The organism is Pseudomonas sp. CF161 (assembly GCF_000416215.1).
Lineage (GTDB): Bacteria > Pseudomonadota > Gammaproteobacteria > Pseudomonadales > Pseudomonadaceae > Aquipseudomonas.
Map to the genome: position 1 here is coordinate 57,937 of NZ_ATLP01000054.1, position 22,177 is coordinate 80,113.

Here is a 22,177-nt window from a genome sequence, read left to right on the forward strand (position 1 = left end):
GTTGAAGAAGATGCGGAGCAAGGTGACGGGTGCGCAGCGCTGGGTCGTGAAGATCGGCAGCGCACTGCTGACGGCGGATGGCAAGGGCCTGGATCGTGCGGCAATGAGTGTATGGGTCGAGCAGATGGTGGCCTTGCACGAGGCTGGCGTCGAGTTGGTGCTGGTTTCTTCGGGGGCGGTAGCGGCTGGCATGAGCCGTCTGGGCTGGACCTCGCGACCCAGTGCGATGCACGAGTTGCAGGCGGCTGCGGCCATTGGCCAGATGGGCCTGGTGCAGGCTTGGGAGTCGAGCTTTGCCGAGCATGGCCGGCACACCGCGCAGATCCTCCTGACCCATGACGACCTCTCTGATCGCAAGCGCTACCTCAATGCTCGCAGTACCTTGCGCGCCCTGGTCGAGCTCAAGGTGATCCCGGTGATCAACGAGAATGACACCGTGGTGACCGACGAAATCCGTTTCGGCGACAACGACACCCTGGCGGCGCTGGTGGCGAACCTGGTCGAGGCTGATCTGCTGGTGATCCTCACTGACCGTGACGGCATGTTCGATGCTGATCCGCGCAATAACCCTGACGCCCAGCTGATTTACGAGGCGCGGGCCGATGATCCGGCGCTGGATGCGGTGGCGGGCGGCACCGGCGGTGCGCTGGGACGTGGCGGCATGCAGACCAAGCTGCGGGCGGCGCGTCTGGCGGCGCGTTCCGGGGCGCACACAATTATTGTTGGTGGGCGTCTGGAGCGAGTTCTGGATCGCCTGAAGGCGGGTGAGCGCATCGGCACCTTGCTCTCGCCGGAGCGCGGCATGCTGGCGGCGCGCAAGCAGTGGCTGGCTGGGCACTTGCAGACCCGCGGCACCCTGGTGCTGGATGCGGGAGCGGTCTCGGCGCTGTCCCAGGGCAACAAGAGTCTGTTGCCAGTGGGTGTGAAGCAGGTCCAGGGCGGTTTCCGTCGGGGCGAGATGGTGGTTTGCGTGGCGCCGGACGGGCGGGAGATCGCTCGCGGCCTGGCCAACTACAGTGCGCTTGAGGCGCAGAAGATCATTGGCCAGTCGTCTGATGCGATTGTCGGTCTGCTGGGCTACATGGCTGAGCCAGAGCTGGTGCATCGCGATAACCTGATCCTGGTTTAAGCACTGATTCGAGTCATTTAGGGAAAAAACCAATGCGCGTAGCAAAAGGGTTGTTGGGTTTGCTGTTGGTGATGCCACTCCTGGCGTCCGCTGAGGAAATCGGCCAGGTGTCCACGGTATTCAAATTTGTCGGGCCGAACGATCGCATTGTGGTCGAGGCGTTCGATGATCCTCGGGTCGAGGGTGTGACCTGCTACCTGTCGCGAGCCAAGACGGGCGGGGTGAAGGGTGGTCTGGGTCTGGCCGAGGATCGTGCCGAGGCGTCGATTGCCTGTCGTCAGGTCGGCCCTATCAGCTTCAAGGGTGAGCTCAAGGATGGCGAGGAAGTATTCAAGGAGCGCACCTCGCTGGTGTTCAAGACCATGCAGGTGGTGCGCTTCCTCGACAAGAAGCGCAATACGCTGGTGTACCTGGTCTACAGCGATCGCTTGATCGAGGGCAGTCCGCAGAATGCGGTGACGGCGATTCCGATCCTGCCGTGGGTCCAGCCACAGTAACGGCCTTTGCCGACCGGCTCGCCCTCTGCAAGGGGTGAGCGGGTTGCTGGTGGTGCTGCCAAATCGCAGGCAATAAAAAACCGACCCTAGGGTCGGTTTTTTAACAAGCGTGTCGCTTAGGCTGCAGCAGCAAGGTTCAACGCCTTGATGTGGCCATTCAGACGACCTTTATGGCGAGCAGCTTTGTTCTTGTGGATGATGCCTTTATCGGCCATACGGTCGATAACTGGCACGGCCAGAACATAAGCAGCTTGCGCTTTTTCAGCGTCTTTTGCGTCGATGGCTTTAACTACATTCTTGATGTAGGTACGAACCATGGAACGCAGGCTGGCGTTGTGGCTGCGACGCTTCTCAGCCTGTTTTGCACGTTTTTTGGCGGAAGGTGTGTTGGCCACCGTCGAGCTCCTCGAAAGACTTTTTGGGAAATAGCAAACAAAATAGGCCGCGAATCATGCCGATGAGTTGAAGTCTTGTCAAGGGCGGGTGATGCGTTCCGCTGAGTGGTCGATCTGAAGAGGCGGGATATTTATTTCCGGCGCTTGACCTGTAAACTCGCGAGCTTTGGCTCTGTGCTGTTGCGGCGCGGAGTATCGCATAAGTGGGCGCATTGTTCGCCTGCTGTTTATCTACAGGCAAAAAACCTTTCAATGAACCTGCTCAAATCGTTGGCCGCTGTCAGCTCTATCACCATGATTTCCCGGGTGTTGGGGTTTGTGCGTGACACCATCATCGCGCGTGCCTTTGGGGCCGGCATGGCTACCGATGCCTTCTTCATTGCCTTCAAATTGCCCAATCTGCTGCGCCGGATCTTTGCCGAGGGGGCTTTCTCCCAGGCGTTTGTGCCGATCCTGGCGGAATATAAAAGCCAGCAGGGCGAGGAGGCGACTCGGATTTTCATCGCTTATGTGTCGGGTCTGTTGACCCTGGTGCTGGCGTTGGTCACGGCCCTGGGGATGATTTTCGCGCCCTGGGTGATCTGGGCCACGGCGCCGGGTTTTGCCGATACTCCGGAAAAATTCGCCCTGACCTCTGACCTGCTGCGGGTGACCTTCCCTTATATATTGCTGATTTCCCTGTCCTCGCTGGCGGGGGCGATCCTCAATACCTGGAACCGTTTTTCGGTGCCGGCCTTTGTGCCGACCTTGCTCAACGTGAGCATGATCATTTTTGCCCTGTTTCTGACGCCCTACTTCGACCCGCCGGTGATGGCCCTGGGCTGGGCGGTATTGGCCGGTGGCCTGGCGCAGTTGCTGTACCAGCTGCCGCACCTGCGCAAGATCGGCATGCTGGTGCTGCCACGGCTGAACCTGCATGACACCGGGGTCTGGCGGGTGATGAAGCAGATGCTGCCGGCGATTCTCGGGGTCTCGGTGAGTCAGATTTCACTGATCATCAACACTATTTTTGCCTCGTTCCTGGTCGCAGGCTCCGTGTCCTGGATGTACTACGCCGACCGCCTGATGGAGTTGCCGTCCGGTGTGCTGGGGGTGGCATTGGGCACTATTCTGCTGCCGACCCTGGCCAAGACCTACGCCAGCCAGGACCGCCACGAGTATTCGCGAATTCTCGATTGGGGCTTGCGCCTGTGTTTTGTGCTGGTGCTGCCCTGTGCCCTGGCCCTGGGGATTCTTGCCGAGCCGCTGACGGTTTCGCTGTTCCAGTACGGTGAATTCAGCGCGCTGGATGCGGCCATGACTCAGCGGGCGCTGGTTGCCTACTCCATTGGCCTGCTCGGGATTATCGTGATCAAGGTCCTGGCGCCGGGCTTCTATGCCCAGCAAAACATTCGGACACCGGTCAAAATCGCGATTTTTACCCTGATCGTCACCCAGTTGCTCAACCTGGTGTTTATCGGTCCCTTGAAGCACGCGGGGCTGGCCCTGGCGATCAGCGGCGGTGCCTGCATCAACGCCGGCTTGCTGTTCTATCAGTTGCGCAAGCAGAAAATGTTCCAGCCGCAGCCGGGCTGGGGGCTGTTTGCCCTCAAGTTGGTGATCGCGGTGCTGGTGATGTCGGCGGTGCTGCTGGGCTTGATGTACGTGATGCCGGCCTGGGACCAGGGGCATATGCTGCAACGCTTTCTGCGCCTTGGGGCGTTGGTGCTGGCCGGGGTGGTGACGTATTTCGGCATGCTGGCGCTGCTGGGCTTTCGCCTGCGGGACTTCAATCGCAAGGGCTTGAACTGACGCCTGCCTGGCGTTGAACCGTGATCGGGCCCTGGTTTTATCGGTTCGATCACTTTGGGTGGCGGTGTTGCCTGTCGCCGACCGCCGGGTGTGGTTATAATCGACCACTTTATGAGCAAGAAGCGCGTTATGCAGCTGGTTCGAGGTCTCCACAACCTGCGCCCCCAGCATCGGGGCTGTGTCGCCACTATTGGCAACTTTGACGGTGTTCACCGTGGCCACCAGGCTATCCTGGGCCGGCTGCGCGAGCGCGCGCTCGAGTTGGGCGTGCCCAGCTGCGTGGTGATTTTCGAGCCGCAGCCCCGTGAGTTCTTTGCGCCGGACACCGCTCCAGCCCGTCTGGCACGCCTGCGTGACAAGTTGCAGCTGCTGGCTGACGAGGGCGTCGACCGCGTGTTGTGCCTGGCATTCAACCAGCGCCTCAGCAAGCTCAGTGCCAGTGAATTCGTCGATACCATTCTGGTGGATGGCCTGGGAGTGCAGCACCTGGAAGTTGGCGACGACTTCCGTTTTGGCTGCGACCGGGTAGGGGATTTCGATTTCCTGCAACAGGCCGGCAGCGCCCGGGGTTTTACCGTCGAAGCGGCGCAGACCGTGGAGCTGGACGGTTTACGTGTCAGCAGCACCCAGGTCCGTAACGCCCTGGCCGCGGCTGACTTCGAGTTGGCCGAGCGTTTGCTGGGTCGCCCGTTCCGTATTGCCGGACGGGTTCTGCACGGGCAGAAGCTGGCGCGCCAATTGGGTACGCCTACCGCCAACGTACAGCTCAAACGCCGTCGTGTGCCGCTTTCCGGGGTGTACCTGGTGAGTGTCGAAATCGACGGCCAGCCTTGGCCCGGGGTCGCCAATATTGGCGTTCGGCCAACGGTTGCAGGTGATGGCAAGGCCCACCTGGAAGTCCATCTTTTAGATTTTGCCGGCGATTTGTATGACCGGCGTTTGACGGTGGTTTTCCACCACAAGCTGCGTGAAGAGCAGCGTTTCGCCTCTCTGGAGGCGTTGAAGACGGCGATCAATGCGGATGTTGCCGCCGCCCGTGCCCAAGTTGCACGTATCCATAGCGCCAATCGCTAATGAAGAGCCTTAAATGACCGACTATAAAGCCACGCTAAACCTTCCGGACACCGCCTTCCCAATGAAGGCCGGCCTGCCTCAGCGCGAACCGCAGATTCTGCAGCGCTGGGACAGCATTGGCCTGTACGGTAAGTTGCGCGAGATTGGCAAGGATCGTCCTAAGTTCGTTCTGCACGACGGTCCTCCGTATGCCAACGGCACGATTCACATCGGTCATGCGCTGAACAAGATTCTGAAAGACATGATCATCCGCTCGAAGACCCTGGCGGGTTTCGACGCACCTTATGTTCCGGGTTGGGACTGCCACGGCCTGCCGATCGAGCACAAGGTTGAAGTGACCCACGGCAAGAACCTGGGCGCCGACAAGACCCGCGAGCTGTGCCGTGCCTACGCCACCGAGCAGATCGAAGGCCAGAAGTCCGAATTCATCCGTCTGGGCGTGCTGGGCGATTTCGCCAACCCCTACAAGACCATGAACTTCAAGAACGAGGCCGGTGAAATCCGTGCCCTGGCCGAAATCGTCAAGGGCGGTTTCGTGTTCAAGGGCCTCAAGCCCGTGAACTGGTGCTTCGACTGCGGTTCGGCCCTGGCTGAAGCGGAAGTCGAGTACGAAGACAAAAAGTCCTCGACCATCGACGTCGCCTTCCCGATTGCCGACGCCGACAAGCTGGCCGAGGCCTTTGGCCTGGCAAGCCTGGCCAAGCCGGCCTCGATCGTGATCTGGACCACGACCCCCTGGACCATCCCGGCCAACCAGGCGCTCAACGTGCACCCGGAATTCACCTACGCCCTGGTGGACGTCGGTGACAAGCTGCTGGTGCTGGCCGAAGAGTTGGTCGAGTCGTGCCTGGCTCGTTACAACCTGCAAGGTTCGGTGATTGCCACCACCACCGGCTCGGCACTGGAGCTGATCAATTTCCGTCACCCGTTCTACGACCGCCTGTCGCCGGTGTACCTGGCCGAGTACGTCGAACTGGGCGCCGGCACCGGCGTGGTTCACTCCGCGCCTGCCTACGGCGTGGACGACTTCGTGACCTGCAAAGCCTACGGCATGGTCAACGACGACATCCTCAACCCGGTGCAGAGCAACGGCGTCTACGTGCCGTCCCTGGAGTTCTTCGGTGGCCAGTTCATCTGGAAAGCCAACCCGGCGATCGTCGAGAAACTCTCGGAAGTCGGCGCGCTGATGCACACCGAAACCATCGTCCACAGCTACATGCACTGCTGGCGCCACAAGACCCCGCTGATCTACCGCGCCACTGCGCAGTGGTTTATCGGCATGGACAAGGAGCCGACCAGCGGCGAAACCCTGCGCAAGCGTGCCCTTGAAGCCATCGAAGAGACGCAGTTCGTGCCGGCCTGGGGCCAGGCGCGCCTGCACTCGATGATCGCCAACCGTCCGGACTGGTGCATCTCCCGCCAGCGCAACTGGGGCGTGCCGATCCCGTTCTTCCTGAACAAGGAAAGCGGTGAACTGCACCCGCGTACCGTCGAGCTGATGGAAGTCGTGGCTCAGCGCGTTGAAGAAGAGGGCATCGAGGCCTGGTTCAAGCTGGACGCCGCCGAGCTGCTGGGCGACGAAGCGCCGCTGTACGACAAGATCAGCGACACCCTCGACGTCTGGTTCGACTCGGGCACCACCCATTGGCACGTGCTGCGCGGCTCGCACCCGATGGGCCACGACACCGGCCCGCGTGCCGACCTGTACCTGGAAGGCTCGGACCAGCACCGTGGCTGGTTCCACTCGTCGTTGCTGACCGGTTGCGCCATCGACGGCCACGCGCCGTATCGCGAGCTGCTGACCCACGGTTTCACCGTGGATGAAAGCGGTCGGAAGATGTCCAAGTCCCTGGGCAACGTGATCGCGCCGCAGAAAGTCAACGACACCCTGGGCGCCGACATCATGCGCCTGTGGGTGGCCTCCACCGACTACTCCGGCGAGATCGCGGTTTCCGAGCAGATCCTGCAGCGCAGCGCCGACGCCTACCGCCGTATCCGCAACACCGCGCGCTTCATGCTGTCGAACCTGACCGGCTTCAACCCGGCCACCGACATCCTGCCGGCCGAGGACATGCTCGCCCTGGACCGTTGGGCCGTGGACCGCACCCTGTTGCTGCAGCGCGAGCTGGAGCTGCACTACGGCGAATACCGTTTCTGGAACGTGTACTCGAAGATCCACAACTTCTGCGTGCAGGAGCTGGGCGGTTTCTACCTCGACATCATCAAGGACCGCCAGTACACCACCGGCGCCAACAGCAAGGCGCGCCGCTCGGCGCAGACCGCGCTGTACCACATCTCCGAAGCGCTGGTGCGCTGGATCGCGCCGATCCTGGCCTTCACCGCCGACGAACTGTGGGAGTACCTGCCGGGCGAGCGTAACGAATCGGTCATGCTCAACACCTGGTACGAGGGCCTGAGCGAATTGCCGGCCGACTTCGAACTGGGCCGCGAGTACTGGGAAGGCGTGATGGCGGTCAAGGTTGCCGTGAACAAGGAACTGGAGAACCAGCGCGCGGCCAAGGCCGTCGGTGGCAACCTGCAGGCCGAAGTCACCCTGTATGCCGAGGATGGCCTGACCGCTGACCTGGGCAAGCTGAGCAACGAACTGCGCTTCGTGTTGATCACTTCGACCGCCAGCCTGGCACCTTTCGCCCAGGCTCCGGCTGATGCGGTGGCCACCGAAGTACCTGGCCTGAAACTCAAGGTGGTCAAGTCGGCCTTCGCCAAGTGCGCCCGTTGCTGGCACTGCCGTGAAGACGTCGGCGTGAACCCTGAGCACCCGGAAATCTGCGGTCGCTGCGTGGACAACATCAGCGGTGCGGGCGAGGTTCGTCACTATGCCTAACGCCGCGGGCCGTTTCGGCCGTCTGGGCTGGCTGTGGTTGAGCCTGCTGGTCCTGGTCATTGACCAGGCCAGCAAGTTCCACTTCGAAAGCTCGTTGTCGATGTACCAGCAGATCGTGGTGATCCCGGATTACTTCAGCTGGACCCTGGCCTACAACACCGGTGCGGCCTTCAGCTTCCTGGCTGACAGCTCCGGCTGGCAGCGCTGGCTGTTTGCCCTGATCGCAGTGGTGGTCAGTGCGGTGCTGGTGGTCTGGCTCAAGCGCCTGGGCCGCAATGAAACCTGGCTGGCCGTGGCCCTGGCGCTGGTACTCGGCGGCGCCCTGGGTAACCTCTACGACCGCATTGCCCTGGGCCATGTGATCGATTTCATCCTGGTGCATTGGCAGAACCGCTGGTATTTCCCGGCGTTCAACTTTGCCGACAGCGCCATCAGCGTCGGTGCAGTGATGCTTGCGCTGGATATGTTCAAAGGCAAGAAGACCGGAGAAGCCGTTCATGACTGAGCAGGTATTGGCTGAACAACGCATTGGCCAGAACACGGAAGTCACTTTGCATTTCGCATTGCGCCTGGAGAATGGCGATACGGTAGATAGCACCTTCGACAAGGCCCCGGCGACCTTCAAGGTCGGCGACGGCAACCTGCTGCCAGGTTTCGAAGCGGCGTTGTTCGGTTTCAAGGCGGGCGACAAGCGGACGCTGGCGATCGAGCCGGAAAACGCCTTCGGCCAGCCGAACCCGCAGAATGTGCAGATCATCCCGCGCTCGCAGTTCCAGGACATGGAGCTGTCTGAGGGGTTGCTGGTGATTTTCAACGATGCGGCGAATACCGAACTGCCCGGCGTGGTCAAAGCCTTCGATGACGCTGAGGTGACCATCGACTTCAACCACCCGCTGGCGGGCAAGACCTTGACCTTTGATGTCGAGATCATCGACGTCAAGGCGCTTTAAACGTAATCCCCGGCAAGCCGGCGCCTATGCTTTAGGCGCCCGCATGCCGGGGATTCATCGCTACAGTGGCAACGATCTAACTTCTTGCGCGCAAGACACGAGGCACAGCATGCAAATCAAACTCGCCAACCCCCGTGGCTTCTGCGCCGGCGTGGACCGCGCGATCGAAATCGTCAATCGTGCCCTGGAGGTCTTCGGACCGCCGATCTACGTTCGCCATGAAGTGGTGCACAACAAATTTGTCGTCGAAGACCTGCGTGCTCGCGGCGCGATCTTTGTCGAAGAGCTGGAACAGGTTCCGGACGACGTCATCGTGATCTTCAGTGCCCACGGTGTTTCCCAGGCCGTGCGCACCGAAGCCGCCGGCCGTGGCCTCAAGGTGTTCGATGCCACGTGTCCGTTGGTGACCAAGGTGCATATCGAGGTCGCGCGCTACAGCCGCGACGGCCGTGAGTGCATCCTGATCGGCCACGCCGGGCACCCGGAAGTCGAGGGCACCATGGGCCAGTACGACGCCAGCAATGGCGGCGCGATCTACCTGGTCGAAGACGAGAAGGACGTTGCCGCCCTGCAGGTGCGCAACCCCGAGAAACTGGCTTTCGTGACCCAGACCACCCTGTCCATGGACGACACCAGCCGGGTGATCGACGCGCTGCGTACACGCTTCCCGGCCATTGGTGGCCCGCGCAAGGACGACATCTGCTACGCCACGCAAAACCGCCAGGATGCGGTCAAGCAACTGGCGAACGAGTGCGATGTGGTGTTGGTGGTGGGCAGCCCCAACAGTTCCAACTCCAACCGTCTGCGTGAACTGGCTGAGCGCATGGCCACTCCGGCCTACCTGATCGACGGTGCCGAAGACATGCAGCGCAGCTGGTTCGACGGTGTCGAGCGGATCGGCATCACCGCCGGTGCATCGGCCCCGGAAGTACTGGTGCGGGGCGTGATCCAGCAGTTGCAGGCCTGGGGCGCCACCGGGGCCGATGAATTGGCCGGCCGCGAAGAGAACATCACGTTCTCCATGCCCAAGGAGCTGCGGGTTCGCTCGCTGCTCTGATCAGTCGCTGCCTGCGCAGGCGGCCTGCCCGGCCTGTTCGCTGCGCAGGCTGACCCGCCCGGTTCGGGCCAGCACCACCTGATACTGGCTGCTCGATTGCTCGCTGGCACAGATATGCAAAGTGCCGGCCTGGAAGGCGCCGCTGGGTAACAGCGGCTGTCCCAGGCTGCTGAAACGCACAAAACTCTTCACCGGGCGATTGCCCACCACCACGACCTTTCCTCGCGCCAGGTGCTCCACCAGCACCGGGTTGTCGCTGTCCTGCGGCCCTCGGCCACTGACATCCAGAATGATCCGCCAGCCAAGACCCCAGTCGTCGTCCTGTGCCTGAATCACCGTCGTGGCATGGCGCAGGATGGCCTCGCTGCGGGCTTGGCGCAGGCCGCTGGCGAGCCCTTGAGCCATCTCCTGCTGGCGATTCGAAATCAGCAGCTGGCCCAATGACGCGGCGCCAAACTGCAGCAGCATGCCGAGCAGGGCCAGCACCGCCAGCAGTTCTATCAGGCTGAAACCTCTTTGATCCATGGGTTTTCCCTCCTTGGAAAAGTGAATGCCAACGCTATCCGTACGTGGCCATTGAGCAAAACGGCAAACAGCCGGTCTATGAGTGTTCGAGGTTGTAGCCCGTTATAGCCGAAGGCGTTTGCAGGACAGGCAATGAATTTGCGTACAAAGGGTTTCACCCTGATCGAGATGTTGGTGACCCTGGCCATTGGTGGGCTGTTGTTGGCCTTGATCCTTCCGGCATTCAGCCAATCGTTGCAGCGCAGCCAGGCCGACAGCGAGCTCAATGAATTGCTGCGAGCCCTCAATTACGCGCGTTTCGAGGCCATTGAGCGCGGTATTGCCACCCACCTCCGGCCCATGGATGATTCGCGACAATGGGCGGGTGCACTCGGTGTGTACGACGGCGCAGCACCCCAGGCGAATGTATTGCGGGTTGTTCCCGCGCTCTCTCGGGGGGCGATTCTGGCGCTACCCTCAGCCATCGACGCTGTGGCTTTCAGTCCGCTTGGGGGGCTGGCCGGGGCGGACCGACCGTTGCTGATCCGCTATGAACGCGGGGCGCTGCAGCGCTCGATCAGTGTCTGCCTCAATGGACGGATTATTTTTGCAGGGAGCTGCCGATGACTGACAGGCGTGGGCAACGCGGCATGAGCCTGATTGAAGTGCTGGTTGCGCTGTTGATTCTGGGGGTGGGCCTGCTGGGAGCGGCGGCGGTCCAACTCAAGGCGCTGAAGTACACCGACAGTGCAAGGATGGCCAGCCAGGCCAGCTTTGTGGCTTACGACATGCTGGACCGGATTCGCGCCAACGCCGGCGCCGACTACAGCGTGCCGACGCCGGCCGCGGGTAACCTGGAACAGGCCCGGGATCAGGACCTCTATGACTTCGCGAACAATATCGCCAGTTTTGGCGGGCCGACGGCCACGGGCAGCATCAGTGTGAACCAGCGGCTATACACCATCACCGTGACCTGGGATGACGCCCGCGCGGGCGGGGCTGCCGAGGCGCAACGCAGTTTCGTCCTGAGCAGCCGGGTCGCGGTCGACGAGCCGGGGCAGCCATGAAGGGGTCGATGCGCGGCTTTGGCCTGATCGAAATGATGCTGGCCCTGGCCCTGAGCCTGGTGGTGGTGCTGGGTGTGACGCGGATTTTTATCTCGGCCAAGAACACCTACCTCAGTCAGAACGCCGCGGCGACCCTGCAGGAGGATGGGCGTTTTGTCCTGAGCAAGCTGATGCAGGAGGTGCGGATGGTCGGGATGTTCGGATGCCTGGCAACGGTGGTCGATGCCAGTGCGGCCGGGGACTTTACCGGCAATGCGGCGACTCCGGTGCGCTGGGACAATGCCAGTCGGCGCCTGACGTTAGTCACCGCTGACGTCGGCCGGGATGGCGGGGTGCCGACCTGGACCGTGCTGTCCGACTGCCGTGACACCTCCACTGCGTACAGCGGGGCCCGGGTCGCGGGAGTAGGGCAGCAGGCGTTTGCGATCCGTCGGCTGTCCTACCGCCTGGACAACCGCCAACTGATGATGGGCACCGGCACCGGCAACGATCAGGCGGTACTGGTGAGCGATGTCGAGGCGTTCGAGGTCAGCTTTGGCATGGCCCGCTCGGCGTCGGACACGGGCGCTTCCCGCTACAGTCCCAACCCCGAAGACCCGCAGTTGATTCGCAGTGTGCGCCTGAGCCTGACCCTGGCTGATCCTCTGCAGCGGGTTGCTAGCCAGACGTTCACCGTGGTGGCTGCCTTGCGCAATCGGCTGCGGTGATGGCGATGCGCAGAAAGCCAACACGATTTGGGCGTGGCCGTCAGCAGGGCATGGCATTGCTGATCAGCCTGGTGTTCCTGTTATTGCTCACCTTGATCGGGGTGTCGTCCCTGCGTAACGCGACGTTGCAGGAAAAAATGGCCGCCAGCCTGAGTTTGCGCAATCAGTCGTTCCAGGCCGCAGAGTCGGCCCTGCGGGTTGGTGAGGGGGCGGTCCAGCAGGGGCATTACACGCTGCCTGCCTGTGCGCGTTGCCCACCGCCGGCGGAGTCTTCCGGGCTGACCAGCGCCGGTGCCAACAGCCATTCCGGCGTGACCTGGGTTGCCACCGATCAGGGTTTCTACGGGGTGCAGAACCTGGGGACAACCCTTGATGCGGTCAACCTGCCGCCCCATACCGCAGCCACCCTGTACCGGGTCACGGCGGTGGGTGTGGCCGGGCATTCGCGCACGGTGCTGGAGAGTATTTATGCCAAGTATTGAGCCTCGTGGACGGAGCTGGCGAAAGGCGGGCTGGCGGGCCATGGCAGGGTGCTGCCTGGTGTTTGCGCTGCCTGTTCAGGCGCGCGGCGCTGCTGCGCCTTGCGTGCAACCTCTGGACCCGGTGCCGATTGGCTGGTCGGTACCGATGCCCTATGAGCGCGGGCAGCACCGCCGTCTGCCTGATCCCATTGACCCCTGTTCGACTATTGATCGCGGGAAACTGCTGGAGCTCGACCCGTTCGGCGGTAAGATGCTCGACCACGCAGTTCGCGACCCGGACCGGCTCTCTGATGAGGTGGTGTTTGTGGGTGAGGTTCCAGGCCCGGATGGCCGTGCCCAGGGCACGCCTGGCGAGCCCCTGAACCGCGCCGATGACCCTTTGGCATCGCAGCCGCAACCGCCGGGAAGTGCCGGCCGCCGCATCATGTGGCGACAAATACAGTAAGCGAGATTCACCCATGCGCAGATCCAACCAAGGTTTTACCCTGATCGAAATCATGATCGTGATTGCGATCATCGGGCTGGTCCTCACCTTGAGCCTTCCGGCCATTACCGAATACACCAAGAAGCCGCACCGCACCGAGATCGCCGGCCTGCTCTCCGACCAGGCGCAGTTGCTCGAGCGTTTCTATTCGAAAAACGGCGTCTACACCGGTGCTACTGATCTGAGTAGCGGTAACGATGACTACAGCATCACCGCAACCCTGGCCGACAAAACCTTCCTGCTGACCGCGACGCCCAAGGCCGAGAGCAAAATGGCCGGGGATAAATGCGGCAGCTTCAGCATCAGCGAAACCGGCGCGACCACCATCAGCAATCAGACCGAGGGTGTGACGGCCAAGGATTGCTGGGGTCGTTGAGCCCCTGGGTGGGCGTGCTGCGCCCAGCGTCTTTTTAATGACTGGATCGGCTATGGCTAAGCAACAGCAAGTGGTGGTAGTTGGGGGCGGGGTGATTGGCCTGCTGACAGCGTTCAATCTGGCTTCGGCCGGGCAGCGGGTGGTGCTGTTGGACCGTTCGAACCTGGGGCAGGAGTCGTCATGGGCGGGTGGCGGCATCGTCTCGCCGCTTTACCCCTGGCGCTACAGCCCTGCCGTCACCGCGCTGGCCCACTGGTCCCAGGATTTTTATCCACAACTGGCCGAGCGTCTGTTCGCCAGTACTGGCGTTGATCCACAGGTTCACACCACCGGGCTCTACTGGCTGGACCTGGATGATGAAAGCACGGCGCTGGAGTGGGCACGGCGTGAAAATCGGCCGTTGAGCGTGGTGGACATCGACGCCACCCACACTGCGGTGCCGGTACTGGGTCCTGGCTTTTCGCGGGCGATCTACATGGCCAACGTGGCCAATGTGCGCAACCCGCGCCTGCTGAAGTCGCTCCGGGCGGCATTGCTGGCGCTGCCCGACGTCACCGTGCATGAACAGTGCGCGGTCAGTGGTTTTATTCGTGATGGGCAGCGGATTGTCGGCGTGCATACCGCCAACGGCGATGTCCATGGCGACCAGGTGGTGCTGGCCGCCGGTGCCTGGAGCGGCGAGTTGCTGGGCAGTCTGGGCCTGACGCTACCGGTGGAGCCGGTCAAGGGTCAGATGATTCTCTATAAGTGCGCTGAGGACTTCCTGTCGTGCATGGTCTTGGCCAAGGGCCGTTATGCGATCCCGCGGCGGGACGGACATATCCTGATCGGCAGCACCCTGGAGCATGAAGGCTTCGACAAGACCCCGACCGAGTCAGCGCTGGAAAGCCTCAAGGCGTCTGCCGTCGAGCTGATTCCGGCCCTGGCCGAGGCCGAGGTGGTGGGGCATTGGGCGGGCCTGCGGCCAGGGTCGCCGGAAGGTATTCCCTACATCGGGCCGGTGCCGGGGTTCAGTGGCTTGTGGCTCAATTGCGGGCATTACCGCAATGGCCTGGTGCTGGCACCGGCTTCCTGCCAACTGTTCACCGACCTGATGCTGGGTCGCGAGCCGATCATCGATCCGGCGCCGTACGCGCCAAGCGGTCGGCTTTAATCCAGGCCGAGTTTCTGCATCCGGTAGCGCATCGAACGAAACGACAGGCCCAGGCGCTGGGCCGCTGCCGTGCGGTTCCAGCGAGTGTCTTCCAGGGCCAGGAGGATCAGCTCGCGCTCAACCTGTTGCAGGTGCTGGTCAAGGTGGGTCACCTGGGCCAGGTCAGTTCTGGCGCAGGCTGGGCGGTGGTCATCCAGCCCCAGGTCCTGTGGCTTGATCAGCCGGTTGTCGCACAGGGTGTAGGCGCGTTCCAGCAGGTTTTCCAGTTCTCGCACGTTGCCGGGGAAGTGATAGCCCATGAGCGCTGCCAGCGCATTGGCGTGCAGCTGCGTCGGTAGCGCGCCGTGCTCGGCGGCCAGTCTTTGCAGAACACGCCTGGCCAGGGGCTCGATATCGTCTTTGCGTTCCCGCAGGGGCGGGACCCGCAATTCGATCACATTCAATCGGTAGTAGAGGTCCTGGCGAAAGCGCCCAGCGCTGACCTCGGCCTGCAGGTTCTTGTGGGTGGCGCAGAGGATCCGCACATCGACCGCCACCTCCTGCTGGCTGCCGACCCGGCGCACGGCTTTCTCCTGAAGTGCCCGGAGCAGCTTGACTTGCATGGACAGCGGCAGATCGGCCACCTCATCCAGCAGCAGCGTGCCGCCATGGGCCGCCTGGAACAGTCCGGGCTGATCGCTGACAGCGCCGCTGAAGCTGCCCTTGCGGTGGCCGAAAAACTCGCTCTCCATCAGCTCCGTCGGGATTGCGCCGCAGTTCACCGGCACCCACGGCTGGTCGGCCCGCGGACCCTGGGCGTGGATCAGCCGGGCCACCAGCTCCTTGCCACTGCCGGATTCGCCGCTGATATAGACCGGGGCCTGGCTCTGGGCCAGTTTGCCGATGTGCCGGCGCAGCGTGCGCATGGGCGTCGAGTCGCCAAGCAAGGGGCTGTCGCCACTGTCACGGGGCCGGTGCAGGGTGCGATTGATCAGGTTGCGCAGGTGGGTGAGGTCCAGCGGGGAAGGTGGCCCATCGCTGCAGGAGCCTTTGCCCCCCTCGATGACAGTGGCCGGGGTGCCGCAGGCGCTGATCATCGCGGTCTGGACTTGGGGGTGATGCTGTTGAATGTGTTGCAGCAGCTCCAGGCCGGTGCCGTCCGGCAACTGGCTGGCGCTCAGGCACAGGTCGAAAGGGCCCGCGGCCAGCCACCGGCGAGCTTCGCCGAGGCTGCGGGCGCTCTGGGTGTGAAGGTTCATGCGGCCCAGATTGATTTCCAGGAGCGCGCGAACCTCCGCTTGATCATCGACCACCAGTACTTTGTGCTGTGGGCTCATGTTTGCTTGAAACTTCATCCGTGAACGCAGGTAGGGCATGGGCGCTCGCCATCCTGGCGAGAGTTGAAGTCTAGGAGCTGCTTGCGCGGTTCGCCGGGTGCCGAGGCCTTGTAAGCGCTCGGGAAGCGGGGGCAGAGGCGACTTTTGTGTAGCCAATTGTTCGAGGGCCAGAGGGGGCTGACAGCGCGTCGCCGCTGACTCGTCAGGCCAGTGGTCTGGGGCTCGTCAGGTAATGGGTAAGAAGGCGTGGGAAAGTTATCGATCACCCGATTCATGCGCTGATTAAGGTCTTGAATAATCAGCGTCAGACGCCCATTCGGGGGCTTTGTTCCTCAAATAGGGCGGGGTGGGACCAGTGGCTGGGCAGGCCTTGTGCCAGCGAACCGGCACCGTCGCTGGCGCAGAGGGCCTCAGCGGTGGCCGGGGCCTGGCCCTTGTTCCAGGTGAGTCTGGCTGCAATACCACTGTTGCTGCTGACTCAACGCTCGGTCACGGGGCAGATGCAGGCCGCATTGGGCGCAACGGACCATGGGGGTGGCACTTTGCTCAGGGGGAGGGCTGCCAGCGGATGCCTGGCGCTTGAATTTGCGCCAGAACCATACCGCAGCGGCAATCAGGGCGATCCAGAACAGTAGACGAACCATGGCAACCAGCTTTATGAGGAAAGATGGCGCAGTTTAGCCAAGGACCTTGCGGGCGCACAGAACAATAAAACACGGGCATGAAAAAGGGAGACTCGAAAGTCTCCCTTTTCTTGACGGCGTCGGTGCTATCAGTCGAACACACCGAAGGTCATGTAGCTGAACCACGAACGATCGTCGTTGTTGCCTTCGGCTTCATGCTGTTCTTCTTCGATCACATCGCCGTTGGCATCTTTAGGCTTGAGGTCGGAAGGGATCGCATCCTTGGCGTCCTGGAACTGCTTGACCACGTCCTGGTTGGCGCGGGTTTCGCCCGGCGGCAGCGGCGGACGCGATTCGATCAGACCCAGGGTGGCCTTGCTCAGCCACGAACGGTTGTCGGCTTCGGCCACTCGCGGCACGAACTGACCATCAACCAGGCTCGGGTGGTTCGGGTAGTTGAGCTTCAGGGTTTCCAGGCTGGTGGCGGCCAGTTCGTCTAGGTGCAGACGCTGGTAAGCCTCAGTCATCACCGCCAGGCCGTCACCGACCGAAGGGGTTTCCTGGAAGTTCTCCACCACATAGCGACCACGGTTGGCAGCCGCGACATAGGCCTGACGGGTCAGGTAGTAGTCGGCCACGTGGATCTCATAGGCGGCCAGCAGGTTGCGCAGATAAATCATGCGCTGCTTGGCGTCTGGAGCGTAACGGCTGTTCGGGAAGCGGCTGGTGAGCTGGGCGAACTCGTTGTAGGAGTCGCGGGCAGCACCCGGGTCACGCTTGGTCATGTCCAGGGGCAGGAAGCGAGCCAGCAGGCCGACGTCCTGGTCAAAGGAGGTCAGGCCCTTGAGGTAATAGGCGTAATCCACGTTCGGATGCTGTGGATGCAGGCGAATGAAACGCTCGGCGGCGGACTTGGCGGCTTCCGGCTCGGCGTTCTTGTAGTTGGCGTAGATCAGCTCGAGCTGTGCCTGGTCGGCGTAGCGACCAAACGGATAACGCGACTCCAGGGCCTTCAACTTGGCGGTAGCGCTGGTATAGCTGTGGTTGTCCAGGTCGGCCTGTGCCTGCTGGTACAGCTCGACTTCGCTCAAGTTTTCGTCAACGACTTCCTTCGATGAGCAAGCAGCGGTCAGTGCGAGGATGGCGATCAGCAGCAGGTGTTTCACTTGCATGGCGGCTTGCGTCCCTATGACGGCCGCTGTCTTGGGCGGGGCCGTCCTGTTATGATGAGCGCCCCGTTGAAAGCCTCGGGGCAAAAGACGCCGTATTTAACCACAAGCGCGCAGCCGAAACCAAAGGCTGTGCCGACGCCTAGTCTGAGCATGTCCGATAAAATTGAACTTCGCGCAGAGGTGCCGTCCGAACTGGGCGGCCAACGCCTCGATCAAGTCGCCGCCCAATTATTCGCTGAGCATTCACGCTCGCGCCTTTCCGCCTGGATCAAAGACGGCCGCCTGACTGTGGACGGAGCCGTTATTCGGCCGCGTGACATTGTGCATGGCGGTGCGATTCTTGAGCTGACCGCCGAGCAGGAAGCTCAGGGAGAATGGGTCGCTCAGGACATCGAGCTGGATATTGTCTATGAAGACGACGATATCCTGGTCATCAACAAACCCGCGGGCCTGGTGGTGCACCCGGCTGCCGGGCACGCTGATGGCACCTTGCTCAATGCCTTGCTGCACCACGTCCCGGACATCATCAATGTGCCGCGCGCCGGCATCGTCCACCGCCTGGACAAGGACACCACCGGTTTGATGGTGGTGGCCAAGACCATTCAGGCCCAGACCCAGCTGGTGACCCAGCTGCAAAGCCGCAGCGTCAGCCGGATCTACGAGTGCATCGTGATTGGCGTGGTGACGGCGGGTGGCAAGATCAACGCGCCCATCGGTCGCCACGGCCAGCAGCGCCAGCGCATGGCGGTGATGGAAGGCGGTAAGCAGGCGGTCAGTCATTACCGCGTGCTCGAGCGTTTCCGCTCCCACACCCACGTGCGGGTCAAGCTGGAAACCGGCCGTACCCACCAGATTCGGGTGCACATGGCTCACATCAACTTCCCGTTGGTCGGAGATCCGGCCTACGGCGGCCGTTTCCGCATTCCGCCTGCGGCCAGCGTGACCATGGTCGAGTCGTTGAAGGCGTTCCCGCGTCAGGCGCTGCATGCGCGGTTCCTGGAGCTGGATCATCCGACCACCGGTGTGCGCATGAGCTGGGAGTCGCCGCTGCCGGACGACTTCGTCTGGTTGCTGACCCTGCTCAAGCAAGACCGCGAGGCGTTCATCGGATGAGTGAATGGCTGATTCCTGACTGGCCTGCGCCGGCCGGGGTGAAAGCCTGTGTCACCACCCGTGCGGGCGGCGTCAGCCTGGCGCCGTTCGACAGCCTCAACCTGGGCGACCATGTCGATGACAGCCCCGAAGCCGTTGCCGAGAATCGTCGTCGCCTGACGGATCACTTTTCCATAAGGCCCGCCTGGCTGCGGCAGGTCCACGGTATTGACGTGGTCGAGGCGGATCCGTCCGTCATCGCCACCGCCGATGCCAGCTGGACGGCCACGCCGGGTATCGCCTGCGCCTCGATGACCGCTGATTGCCTGCCGGCGCTGTTCTGCGATCGCGCCGGGACCCGTGTTGCGGCGGCCCATGCCGGTTGGCGCGGGCTGGCTGCCGGCGTGCTGGAAGCCACCCTCGACACGCTGGACGTTGCGCCGGCCGAGGTGATGGTCTGGCTTGGACCGGCCATCGGCCCGCGGGCTTTCGAGGTCGGCCCCGAGGTGCGAGAAACCTTCGTCAGCCAACTGGCGCAAGCCGAACAGGCCTTTGTTCCCAGCCTCAACCCCGGCAAGTTCATGGCCGACATCTACAGCCTGGCCCGCTTGCGCCTGGCGGTTCGCGGCGTCACCGCGGTCTACGGTGGCGATTACTGCACGGTCAGTGATGCGCGTTTCTATTCTTACCGTCGCAGTCCTCGTACAGGACGGTTTGCCTCCCTTATCTGGCTCGAGCGCTAGACTCTTCTGACCTGCGTCAATTGTCAGGCGCTTGAAACTCCCAGAATCGACCGCATCTATAGGGGTATCTGGCAGGTTTCTTTATTTAGGTGTGTCCATCGCTCCGGCCTGCTCAAAAGGAAGGTGACTAATGCGTATAGACCGTTTAACCAGCAAATTGCAGTTGGCGCTGTCCGATTCTCAATCTTTGGCGGTTGGCCTCGACCATCCCGCGATCGAGCCGGCGCACTTGATGCAAGCATTGCTTGAGCAGCAGGGTGGTTCGATCAAACCCCTGCTGATGCAAGTGGGCTTCGACATCAACAGCCTACGCAAGGAGTTGAGCAAAGAGCTCGACCAACTGCCGAAAATTCAAAATCCTACTGGCGACGTCAATATGTCCCAGGATCTGGCGCGTCTGCTCAATCAGGCCGACCGCCTGGCGCAGCAGAAAGGCGACCAGTTCATCTCCAGCGAGATGGTGCTGCTCGCGGCCATGGACGAGAACAGCAAGCTTGGCAAGTTGTTGCTTGGCCAGGGCGTGAGCAAAAAGGCCCTGGAAAACGCCATCAACAATCTTCGTGGCGGCGAGGCAGTCAATGACGCCAACGTCGAGGAGTCGCGCCAGGCCCTGGATAAATACACCGTCGATCTGACCAAGCGTGCCGAAGAAGGCAAGCTCGACCCGGTGATCGGCCGTGATGACGAAATTCGCCGGACCATCCAGGTCCTGCAGCGTCGGACCAAGAACAACCCGGTACTGATCGGTGAGCCTGGCGTGGGCAAGACGGCCATCGCCGAGGGCCTGGCCCAGCGCATCATCAATGGTGAAGTGCCGGACGGCCTCAAAGGCAAGCGTCTGCTCTCGCTGGATATGGGGGCGCTGATCGCCGGTGCCAAGTATCGCGGCGAGTTCGAGGAGCGGCTCAAAGGCCTGCTCAACGAGCTGTCGAAACAGGAAGGGCAGATCATTCTGTTCATCGACGAGCTGCACACCATGGTGGGCGCCGGTAAGGGCGAGGGTTCCATGGATGCGGGCAACATGCTCAAGCCGGCCCTGGCCCGTGGCGAGCTGCATTGCGTCGGCGCCACCACGCTCAACGAGTACCGCCAATATATAGAGAAGGATGCAGCCCTCGAGCGGCGCTTCCAGAAAGTACTGGTGGAAGAACCGAGCGAAGAAGACACGATTGCCATCCTGCGTGGCCTCAAGGAGCGGTATGAGGTCCACCATAAAGTGGCGATTACCGATGGCGCGATCATTGCCGCGGCCAAGCTCAGCCACCGCTACATCACTGATCGGCAATTGCCGGACAAGGCCATCGACCTGATCGATGAGGCCGCCAGCCGCATCCGCATGGAGATCGACTCCAAGCCGGAAGTGCTGGACCGTCTGGAGCGGCGCTTGATTCAACTCAAGGTTGAGTCCCAGGCGCTGAAAAAAGAAGACGACGAAGCCGCGATCAAACGCCTGGAGAAACTCCAGGAAGAAATCGTCCGGCTGGAACGCGAATACGCGGACCTGGAGGAGATCTGGACCTCGGAGAAAGCCGAAGTGCAGGGCTCCGCGCAGATCCAGCAGAAGATCGAGCAGTCGCGTCAGGAATTGGAAGCCGCACGCCGGAAAGGCGACCTGAATCGCATGGCCGAGTTGCAGTACGGGGTCATCCCGGACCTGGAGCGCAGCCTGCAGATGGTCGACCAGCACGGTCACAGCGAAAACCAGTTGCTGCGCAGCAAGGTCACTGAGGAAGAAATCGCCGAAGTGGTTTCCAAGTGGACCGGGATTCCGGTCTCGAAAATGCTCGAAGGCGAGCGTGACAAGTTGTTGAAAATGGAAAGCCTGTTGCACCAACGTGTGATCGGCCAGAACGAAGCGGTGGTGGCAGTGGCCAACGCAGTGCGGCGTTCCCGTGCCGGGTTGTCCGACCCGAACCGGCCAAGCGGCTCGTTCATGTTCCTCGGCCCGACCGGCGTGGGTAAAACCGAGCTGTGCAAGGCCTTGGCCGAGTTCCTCTTCGATACCGAAGAGGCCATGGTGCGGATCGATATGTCCGAATTCATGGAGAAACACTCGGTCGCTCGCCTGATCGGTGCGCCACCAGGCTATGTGGGCTATGAGGAAGGCGGTTACCTGACCGAGGCGGTACGGCGTAAGCCTTACTCGGTGATCCTCCTGGACGAGGTCGAGAAGGCCCACCCGGATGTGTTCAACGTGTTGCTGCAGGTCCTCGAAGACGGTCGCCTGACCGACAGCCATGGCCGTACCGTGGACTTCCGCAATACGGTGATCGTCATGACCTCCAACCTGGGCTCGGCGCAGATCCAGGAACTGGTCGGTGATCGTGAAGCGCAGCGTGCGGCGGTGATGGACGCGGTGTCGACCCACTTCCGTCCGGAGTTCATCAACCGGATCGACGAAGTGGTGATCTTCGAGCCATTGGCCCGGGATCAGATCGCTGGCATCACCCAGATCCAGATGGGCCGTCTGCGCAGCCGCCTGGCCGAGCGCGAGCTGACCCTGGAACTGAGCGACGAGGCGTTGGACAAGCTGATCGCCGTGGGTTACGACCCGGTCTATGGTGCGCGGCCGTTGAAACGGGCGATTCAGCGCTGGATCGAGAACCCGCTGGCGCAGTTGATTCTCTCTGGCAGCTTCTTGCCGGGAGCAACGGTCAAGGGCACGGTGGAAAACGACGAAATCGTCTTTGCCTGACCGACACGGACGTTGCTGTGAAAAA

The 22,177-nt window shown here is 62.1% G+C and carries 23 protein-coding genes; 18 read left to right on the plus strand and 5 right to left on the minus strand.

The genetic code is table 11. The annotated features are described in order from the left end of the window. Positions 1 to 10: 10 nt before the first annotated feature. Positions 11 to 1,129: a glutamate 5-kinase gene (gene proB / locus CF161_RS09920; protein ID WP_020296448.1), complete on the plus strand. Its 1,119-nt coding sequence runs from the start codon at positions 11 to 13 to the stop codon at positions 1,127 to 1,129. A 32-nt stretch (positions 1,130 to 1,161) separates the two neighbouring features. Beyond that, a complete protein-coding gene (locus CF161_RS09925; RefSeq protein ID WP_020296449.1) occupies positions 1,162 to 1,626 on the plus strand; it encodes a CreA family protein in 465 nt (154 codons plus the stop codon). Positions 1,627 to 1,742: 116 nt separating this feature from the next. Here the strand turns inward: CF161_RS09925 and rpsT are convergent, their stop codons facing one another. Then, positions 1,743 to 2,021, minus strand: coding sequence for a 30S ribosomal protein S20 (gene rpsT, locus CF161_RS09930; protein ID WP_003215870.1), 279 nt, complete (start codon positions 2,019 to 2,021; stop codon positions 1,743 to 1,745). 252 nt (positions 2,022 to 2,273) lie between these two features. Here rpsT and murJ point away from each other — a divergent pair, with 252 nt between their 5' ends. The 6 genes from murJ to ispH all read left to right on the plus strand — a co-directional run bounded on the left by murJ (position 2,274) and on the right by ispH (position 9,738). Beyond that, positions 2,274 to 3,812, plus strand: a complete 1,539-nt coding sequence (gene murJ / locus CF161_RS09935; protein ID WP_020296450.1) for a murein biosynthesis integral membrane protein MurJ — start codon at positions 2,274 to 2,276, stop codon at positions 3,810 to 3,812. A 129-nt stretch (positions 3,813 to 3,941) separates the two neighbouring features. Next, positions 3,942 to 4,886, plus strand: coding sequence for a bifunctional riboflavin kinase/FAD synthetase (gene ribF, locus CF161_RS09940; protein ID WP_020296451.1), 945 nt, complete (start codon positions 3,942 to 3,944; stop codon positions 4,884 to 4,886). Between the two features lie 13 nt (positions 4,887 to 4,899). After that, positions 4,900 to 7,731, plus strand: coding sequence for an isoleucine--tRNA ligase (ileS, locus tag CF161_RS09945; protein WP_020296452.1), 2,832 nt, complete (start codon positions 4,900 to 4,902; stop codon positions 7,729 to 7,731). Continuing rightward, a complete protein-coding gene (gene lspA / locus CF161_RS09950; RefSeq protein WP_020296453.1) occupies positions 7,724 to 8,236 on the plus strand; it encodes a signal peptidase II in 513 nt (170 codons plus the stop codon). Before ileS ends, lspA begins: the two co-directional genes overlap by 8 nt. A 7-nt stretch (positions 8,237 to 8,243) precedes the next feature. Then, positions 8,244 to 8,681 (plus strand): FKBP-type peptidyl-prolyl cis-trans isomerase, encoded by a 438-nt coding sequence (gene fkpB / locus CF161_RS09955; protein ID WP_177326765.1) that lies wholly within the window; start codon positions 8,244 to 8,246, stop codon positions 8,679 to 8,681. A gap of 109 nt (positions 8,682 to 8,790) precedes the next feature. Beyond that, complete coding sequence (ispH, locus tag CF161_RS09960; protein WP_020296455.1) at positions 8,791 to 9,738, plus strand: 4-hydroxy-3-methylbut-2-enyl diphosphate reductase; 948 nt, start codon at positions 8,791 to 8,793, stop codon at positions 9,736 to 9,738. Here ispH and CF161_RS09965 read toward each other — a convergent pair whose 3' ends face one another. Then, on the minus strand, positions 9,739 to 10,263 hold the full coding sequence (locus tag CF161_RS09965; protein ID WP_020296456.1) for a GspH/FimT family protein: 525 nt from the start codon (positions 10,261 to 10,263) through the stop codon (positions 9,739 to 9,741). 132 nt (positions 10,264 to 10,395) lie between these two features. Here CF161_RS09965 and CF161_RS09970 point away from each other — a divergent pair, with 132 nt between their 5' ends. From CF161_RS09970 to thiO, 7 genes are read left to right on the plus strand one after another with little or no spacing between them, the layout of a single operon-like run. After that, a complete protein-coding gene (locus tag CF161_RS09970) occupies positions 10,396 to 10,869 on the plus strand; it encodes a GspH/FimT family pseudopilin (protein ID WP_020296457.1) in 474 nt (157 codons plus the stop codon). Beyond that, positions 10,866 to 11,309, plus strand: a complete 444-nt coding sequence (gene pilV / locus CF161_RS09975) for a type IV pilus modification protein PilV (protein WP_043229066.1) — start codon at positions 10,866 to 10,868, stop codon at positions 11,307 to 11,309. Before CF161_RS09970 ends, pilV begins: the two co-directional genes overlap by 4 nt. Then, on the plus strand, positions 11,306 to 12,016 hold the full coding sequence (locus CF161_RS09980; protein ID WP_043229067.1) for a PilW family protein: 711 nt from the start codon (positions 11,306 to 11,308) through the stop codon (positions 12,014 to 12,016). Before pilV ends, CF161_RS09980 begins: the two co-directional genes overlap by 4 nt. A gap of 50 nt (positions 12,017 to 12,066) precedes the next feature. Next, entirely contained in the window at positions 12,067 to 12,498 is a 432-nt protein-coding gene (locus tag CF161_RS09985) for a PilX N-terminal domain-containing pilus assembly protein (protein WP_020296460.1), read from the plus strand. 58 nt (positions 12,499 to 12,556) lie between these two features. Continuing rightward, positions 12,557 to 12,943: a hypothetical protein gene (locus CF161_RS09990; protein WP_156882675.1), complete on the plus strand. Its 387-nt coding sequence runs from the start codon at positions 12,557 to 12,559 to the stop codon at positions 12,941 to 12,943. A 13-nt stretch (positions 12,944 to 12,956) separates the two neighbouring features. Beyond that, on the plus strand, positions 12,957 to 13,358 hold the full coding sequence (locus tag CF161_RS09995; RefSeq protein ID WP_020296462.1) for a type IV pilin protein: 402 nt from the start codon (positions 12,957 to 12,959) through the stop codon (positions 13,356 to 13,358). A 52-nt stretch (positions 13,359 to 13,410) separates the two neighbouring features. Continuing rightward, positions 13,411 to 14,511, plus strand: coding sequence for a glycine oxidase ThiO (gene thiO / locus CF161_RS10000; protein WP_020296463.1), 1,101 nt, complete (start codon positions 13,411 to 13,413; stop codon positions 14,509 to 14,511). On the opposite strand, the gene CF161_RS10005 is transcribed toward thiO, so the two are convergent. The 3 genes from CF161_RS10005 to CF161_RS10010 form a co-directional block, all read right to left on the minus strand. After that, positions 14,508 to 15,827, minus strand: a complete 1,320-nt coding sequence (locus CF161_RS10005) for a sigma-54 dependent transcriptional regulator (protein WP_043229080.1) — start codon at positions 15,825 to 15,827, stop codon at positions 14,508 to 14,510. The genes thiO and CF161_RS10005 overlap by 4 nt on opposite strands. Positions 15,828 to 16,237: 410 nt before the next feature. Further along, positions 16,238 to 16,471 carry a PP0621 family protein gene (locus tag CF161_RS32160; RefSeq protein WP_020296465.1) on the minus strand — a complete coding sequence of 78 codons (234 nt, stop codon included), beginning with the start codon at positions 16,469 to 16,471 and terminating at the stop codon, positions 16,238 to 16,240. 128 nt (positions 16,472 to 16,599) lie between these two features. Further along, entirely contained in the window at positions 16,600 to 17,622 is a 1,023-nt protein-coding gene (locus CF161_RS10010; protein ID WP_020296466.1) for an outer membrane protein assembly factor BamD, read from the minus strand. Between the two features lie 150 nt (positions 17,623 to 17,772). Between CF161_RS10010 and rluD the strand changes: the two genes are divergently transcribed. From rluD to clpB, 3 genes are all read left to right on the plus strand, one after another. Continuing rightward, positions 17,773 to 18,735: a 23S rRNA pseudouridine(1911/1915/1917) synthase RluD gene (gene rluD, locus CF161_RS10015; protein WP_020296467.1), complete on the plus strand. Its 963-nt coding sequence runs from the start codon at positions 17,773 to 17,775 to the stop codon at positions 18,733 to 18,735. After that, positions 18,732 to 19,457 (plus strand): peptidoglycan editing factor PgeF, encoded by a 726-nt coding sequence (pgeF, locus tag CF161_RS10020; RefSeq protein ID WP_020296468.1) that lies wholly within the window; start codon positions 18,732 to 18,734, stop codon positions 19,455 to 19,457. Before rluD ends, pgeF begins: the two co-directional genes overlap by 4 nt. Positions 19,458 to 19,587: 130 nt before the next feature. Then, on the plus strand, positions 19,588 to 22,152 hold the full coding sequence (gene clpB, locus CF161_RS10025) for an ATP-dependent chaperone ClpB (protein ID WP_020296469.1): 2,565 nt from the start codon (positions 19,588 to 19,590) through the stop codon (positions 22,150 to 22,152). The last annotated feature ends 25 nt before the right edge of the window (positions 22,153 to 22,177 follow it).

Coding starts and splice junctions, on each gene's coding strand:
- proB (WP_020296448.1), top strand. CDS start 11: ATGCGGAGCAAGGTGACGGGTGCGCAGCGCTGGGTCGTGAAGATCGGC.
- CF161_RS09925 (WP_020296449.1), top strand. CDS start 1,162: ATGCGCGTAGCAAAAGGGTTGTTGGGTTTGCTGTTGGTGATGCCACTC.
- murJ (WP_020296450.1), top strand. CDS start 2,274: ATGAACCTGCTCAAATCGTTGGCCGCTGTCAGCTCTATCACCATGATT.
- ribF (WP_020296451.1), top strand. CDS start 3,942: ATGCAGCTGGTTCGAGGTCTCCACAACCTGCGCCCCCAGCATCGGGGC.
- ileS (WP_020296452.1), top strand. CDS start 4,900: ATGACCGACTATAAAGCCACGCTAAACCTTCCGGACACCGCCTTCCCA.
- lspA (WP_020296453.1), top strand. CDS start 7,724: ATGCCTAACGCCGCGGGCCGTTTCGGCCGTCTGGGCTGGCTGTGGTTG.
- ispH (WP_020296455.1), top strand. CDS start 8,791: ATGCAAATCAAACTCGCCAACCCCCGTGGCTTCTGCGCCGGCGTGGAC.
- CF161_RS09965 (WP_020296456.1), bottom strand. CDS start 10,263: ATGGATCAAAGAGGTTTCAGCCTGATAGAACTGCTGGCGGTGCTGGCC.
- CF161_RS09970 (WP_020296457.1), top strand. CDS start 10,396: ATGAATTTGCGTACAAAGGGTTTCACCCTGATCGAGATGTTGGTGACC.
- pilV (WP_043229066.1), top strand. CDS start 10,866: ATGACTGACAGGCGTGGGCAACGCGGCATGAGCCTGATTGAAGTGCTG.
- CF161_RS09980 (WP_043229067.1), top strand. CDS start 11,306: ATGAAGGGGTCGATGCGCGGCTTTGGCCTGATCGAAATGATGCTGGCC.
- CF161_RS09985 (WP_020296460.1), top strand. CDS start 12,067: ATGGCATTGCTGATCAGCCTGGTGTTCCTGTTATTGCTCACCTTGATC.
- CF161_RS09995 (WP_020296462.1), top strand. CDS start 12,957: ATGCGCAGATCCAACCAAGGTTTTACCCTGATCGAAATCATGATCGTG.
- thiO (WP_020296463.1), top strand. CDS start 13,411: ATGGCTAAGCAACAGCAAGTGGTGGTAGTTGGGGGCGGGGTGATTGGC.
- CF161_RS10005 (WP_043229080.1), bottom strand. CDS start 15,827: ATGAGCCCACAGCACAAAGTACTGGTGGTCGATGATCAAGCGGAGGTT.
- CF161_RS32160 (WP_020296465.1), bottom strand. CDS start 16,471: ATGGTTCGTCTACTGTTCTGGATCGCCCTGATTGCCGCTGCGGTATGG.
- CF161_RS10010 (WP_020296466.1), bottom strand. CDS start 17,622: ATGCAAGTGAAACACCTGCTGCTGATCGCCATCCTCGCACTGACCGCT.
- rluD (WP_020296467.1), top strand. CDS start 17,773: ATGTCCGATAAAATTGAACTTCGCGCAGAGGTGCCGTCCGAACTGGGC.
- pgeF (WP_020296468.1), top strand. CDS start 18,732: ATGAGTGAATGGCTGATTCCTGACTGGCCTGCGCCGGCCGGGGTGAAA.
- clpB (WP_020296469.1), top strand. CDS start 19,588: ATGCGTATAGACCGTTTAACCAGCAAATTGCAGTTGGCGCTGTCCGAT.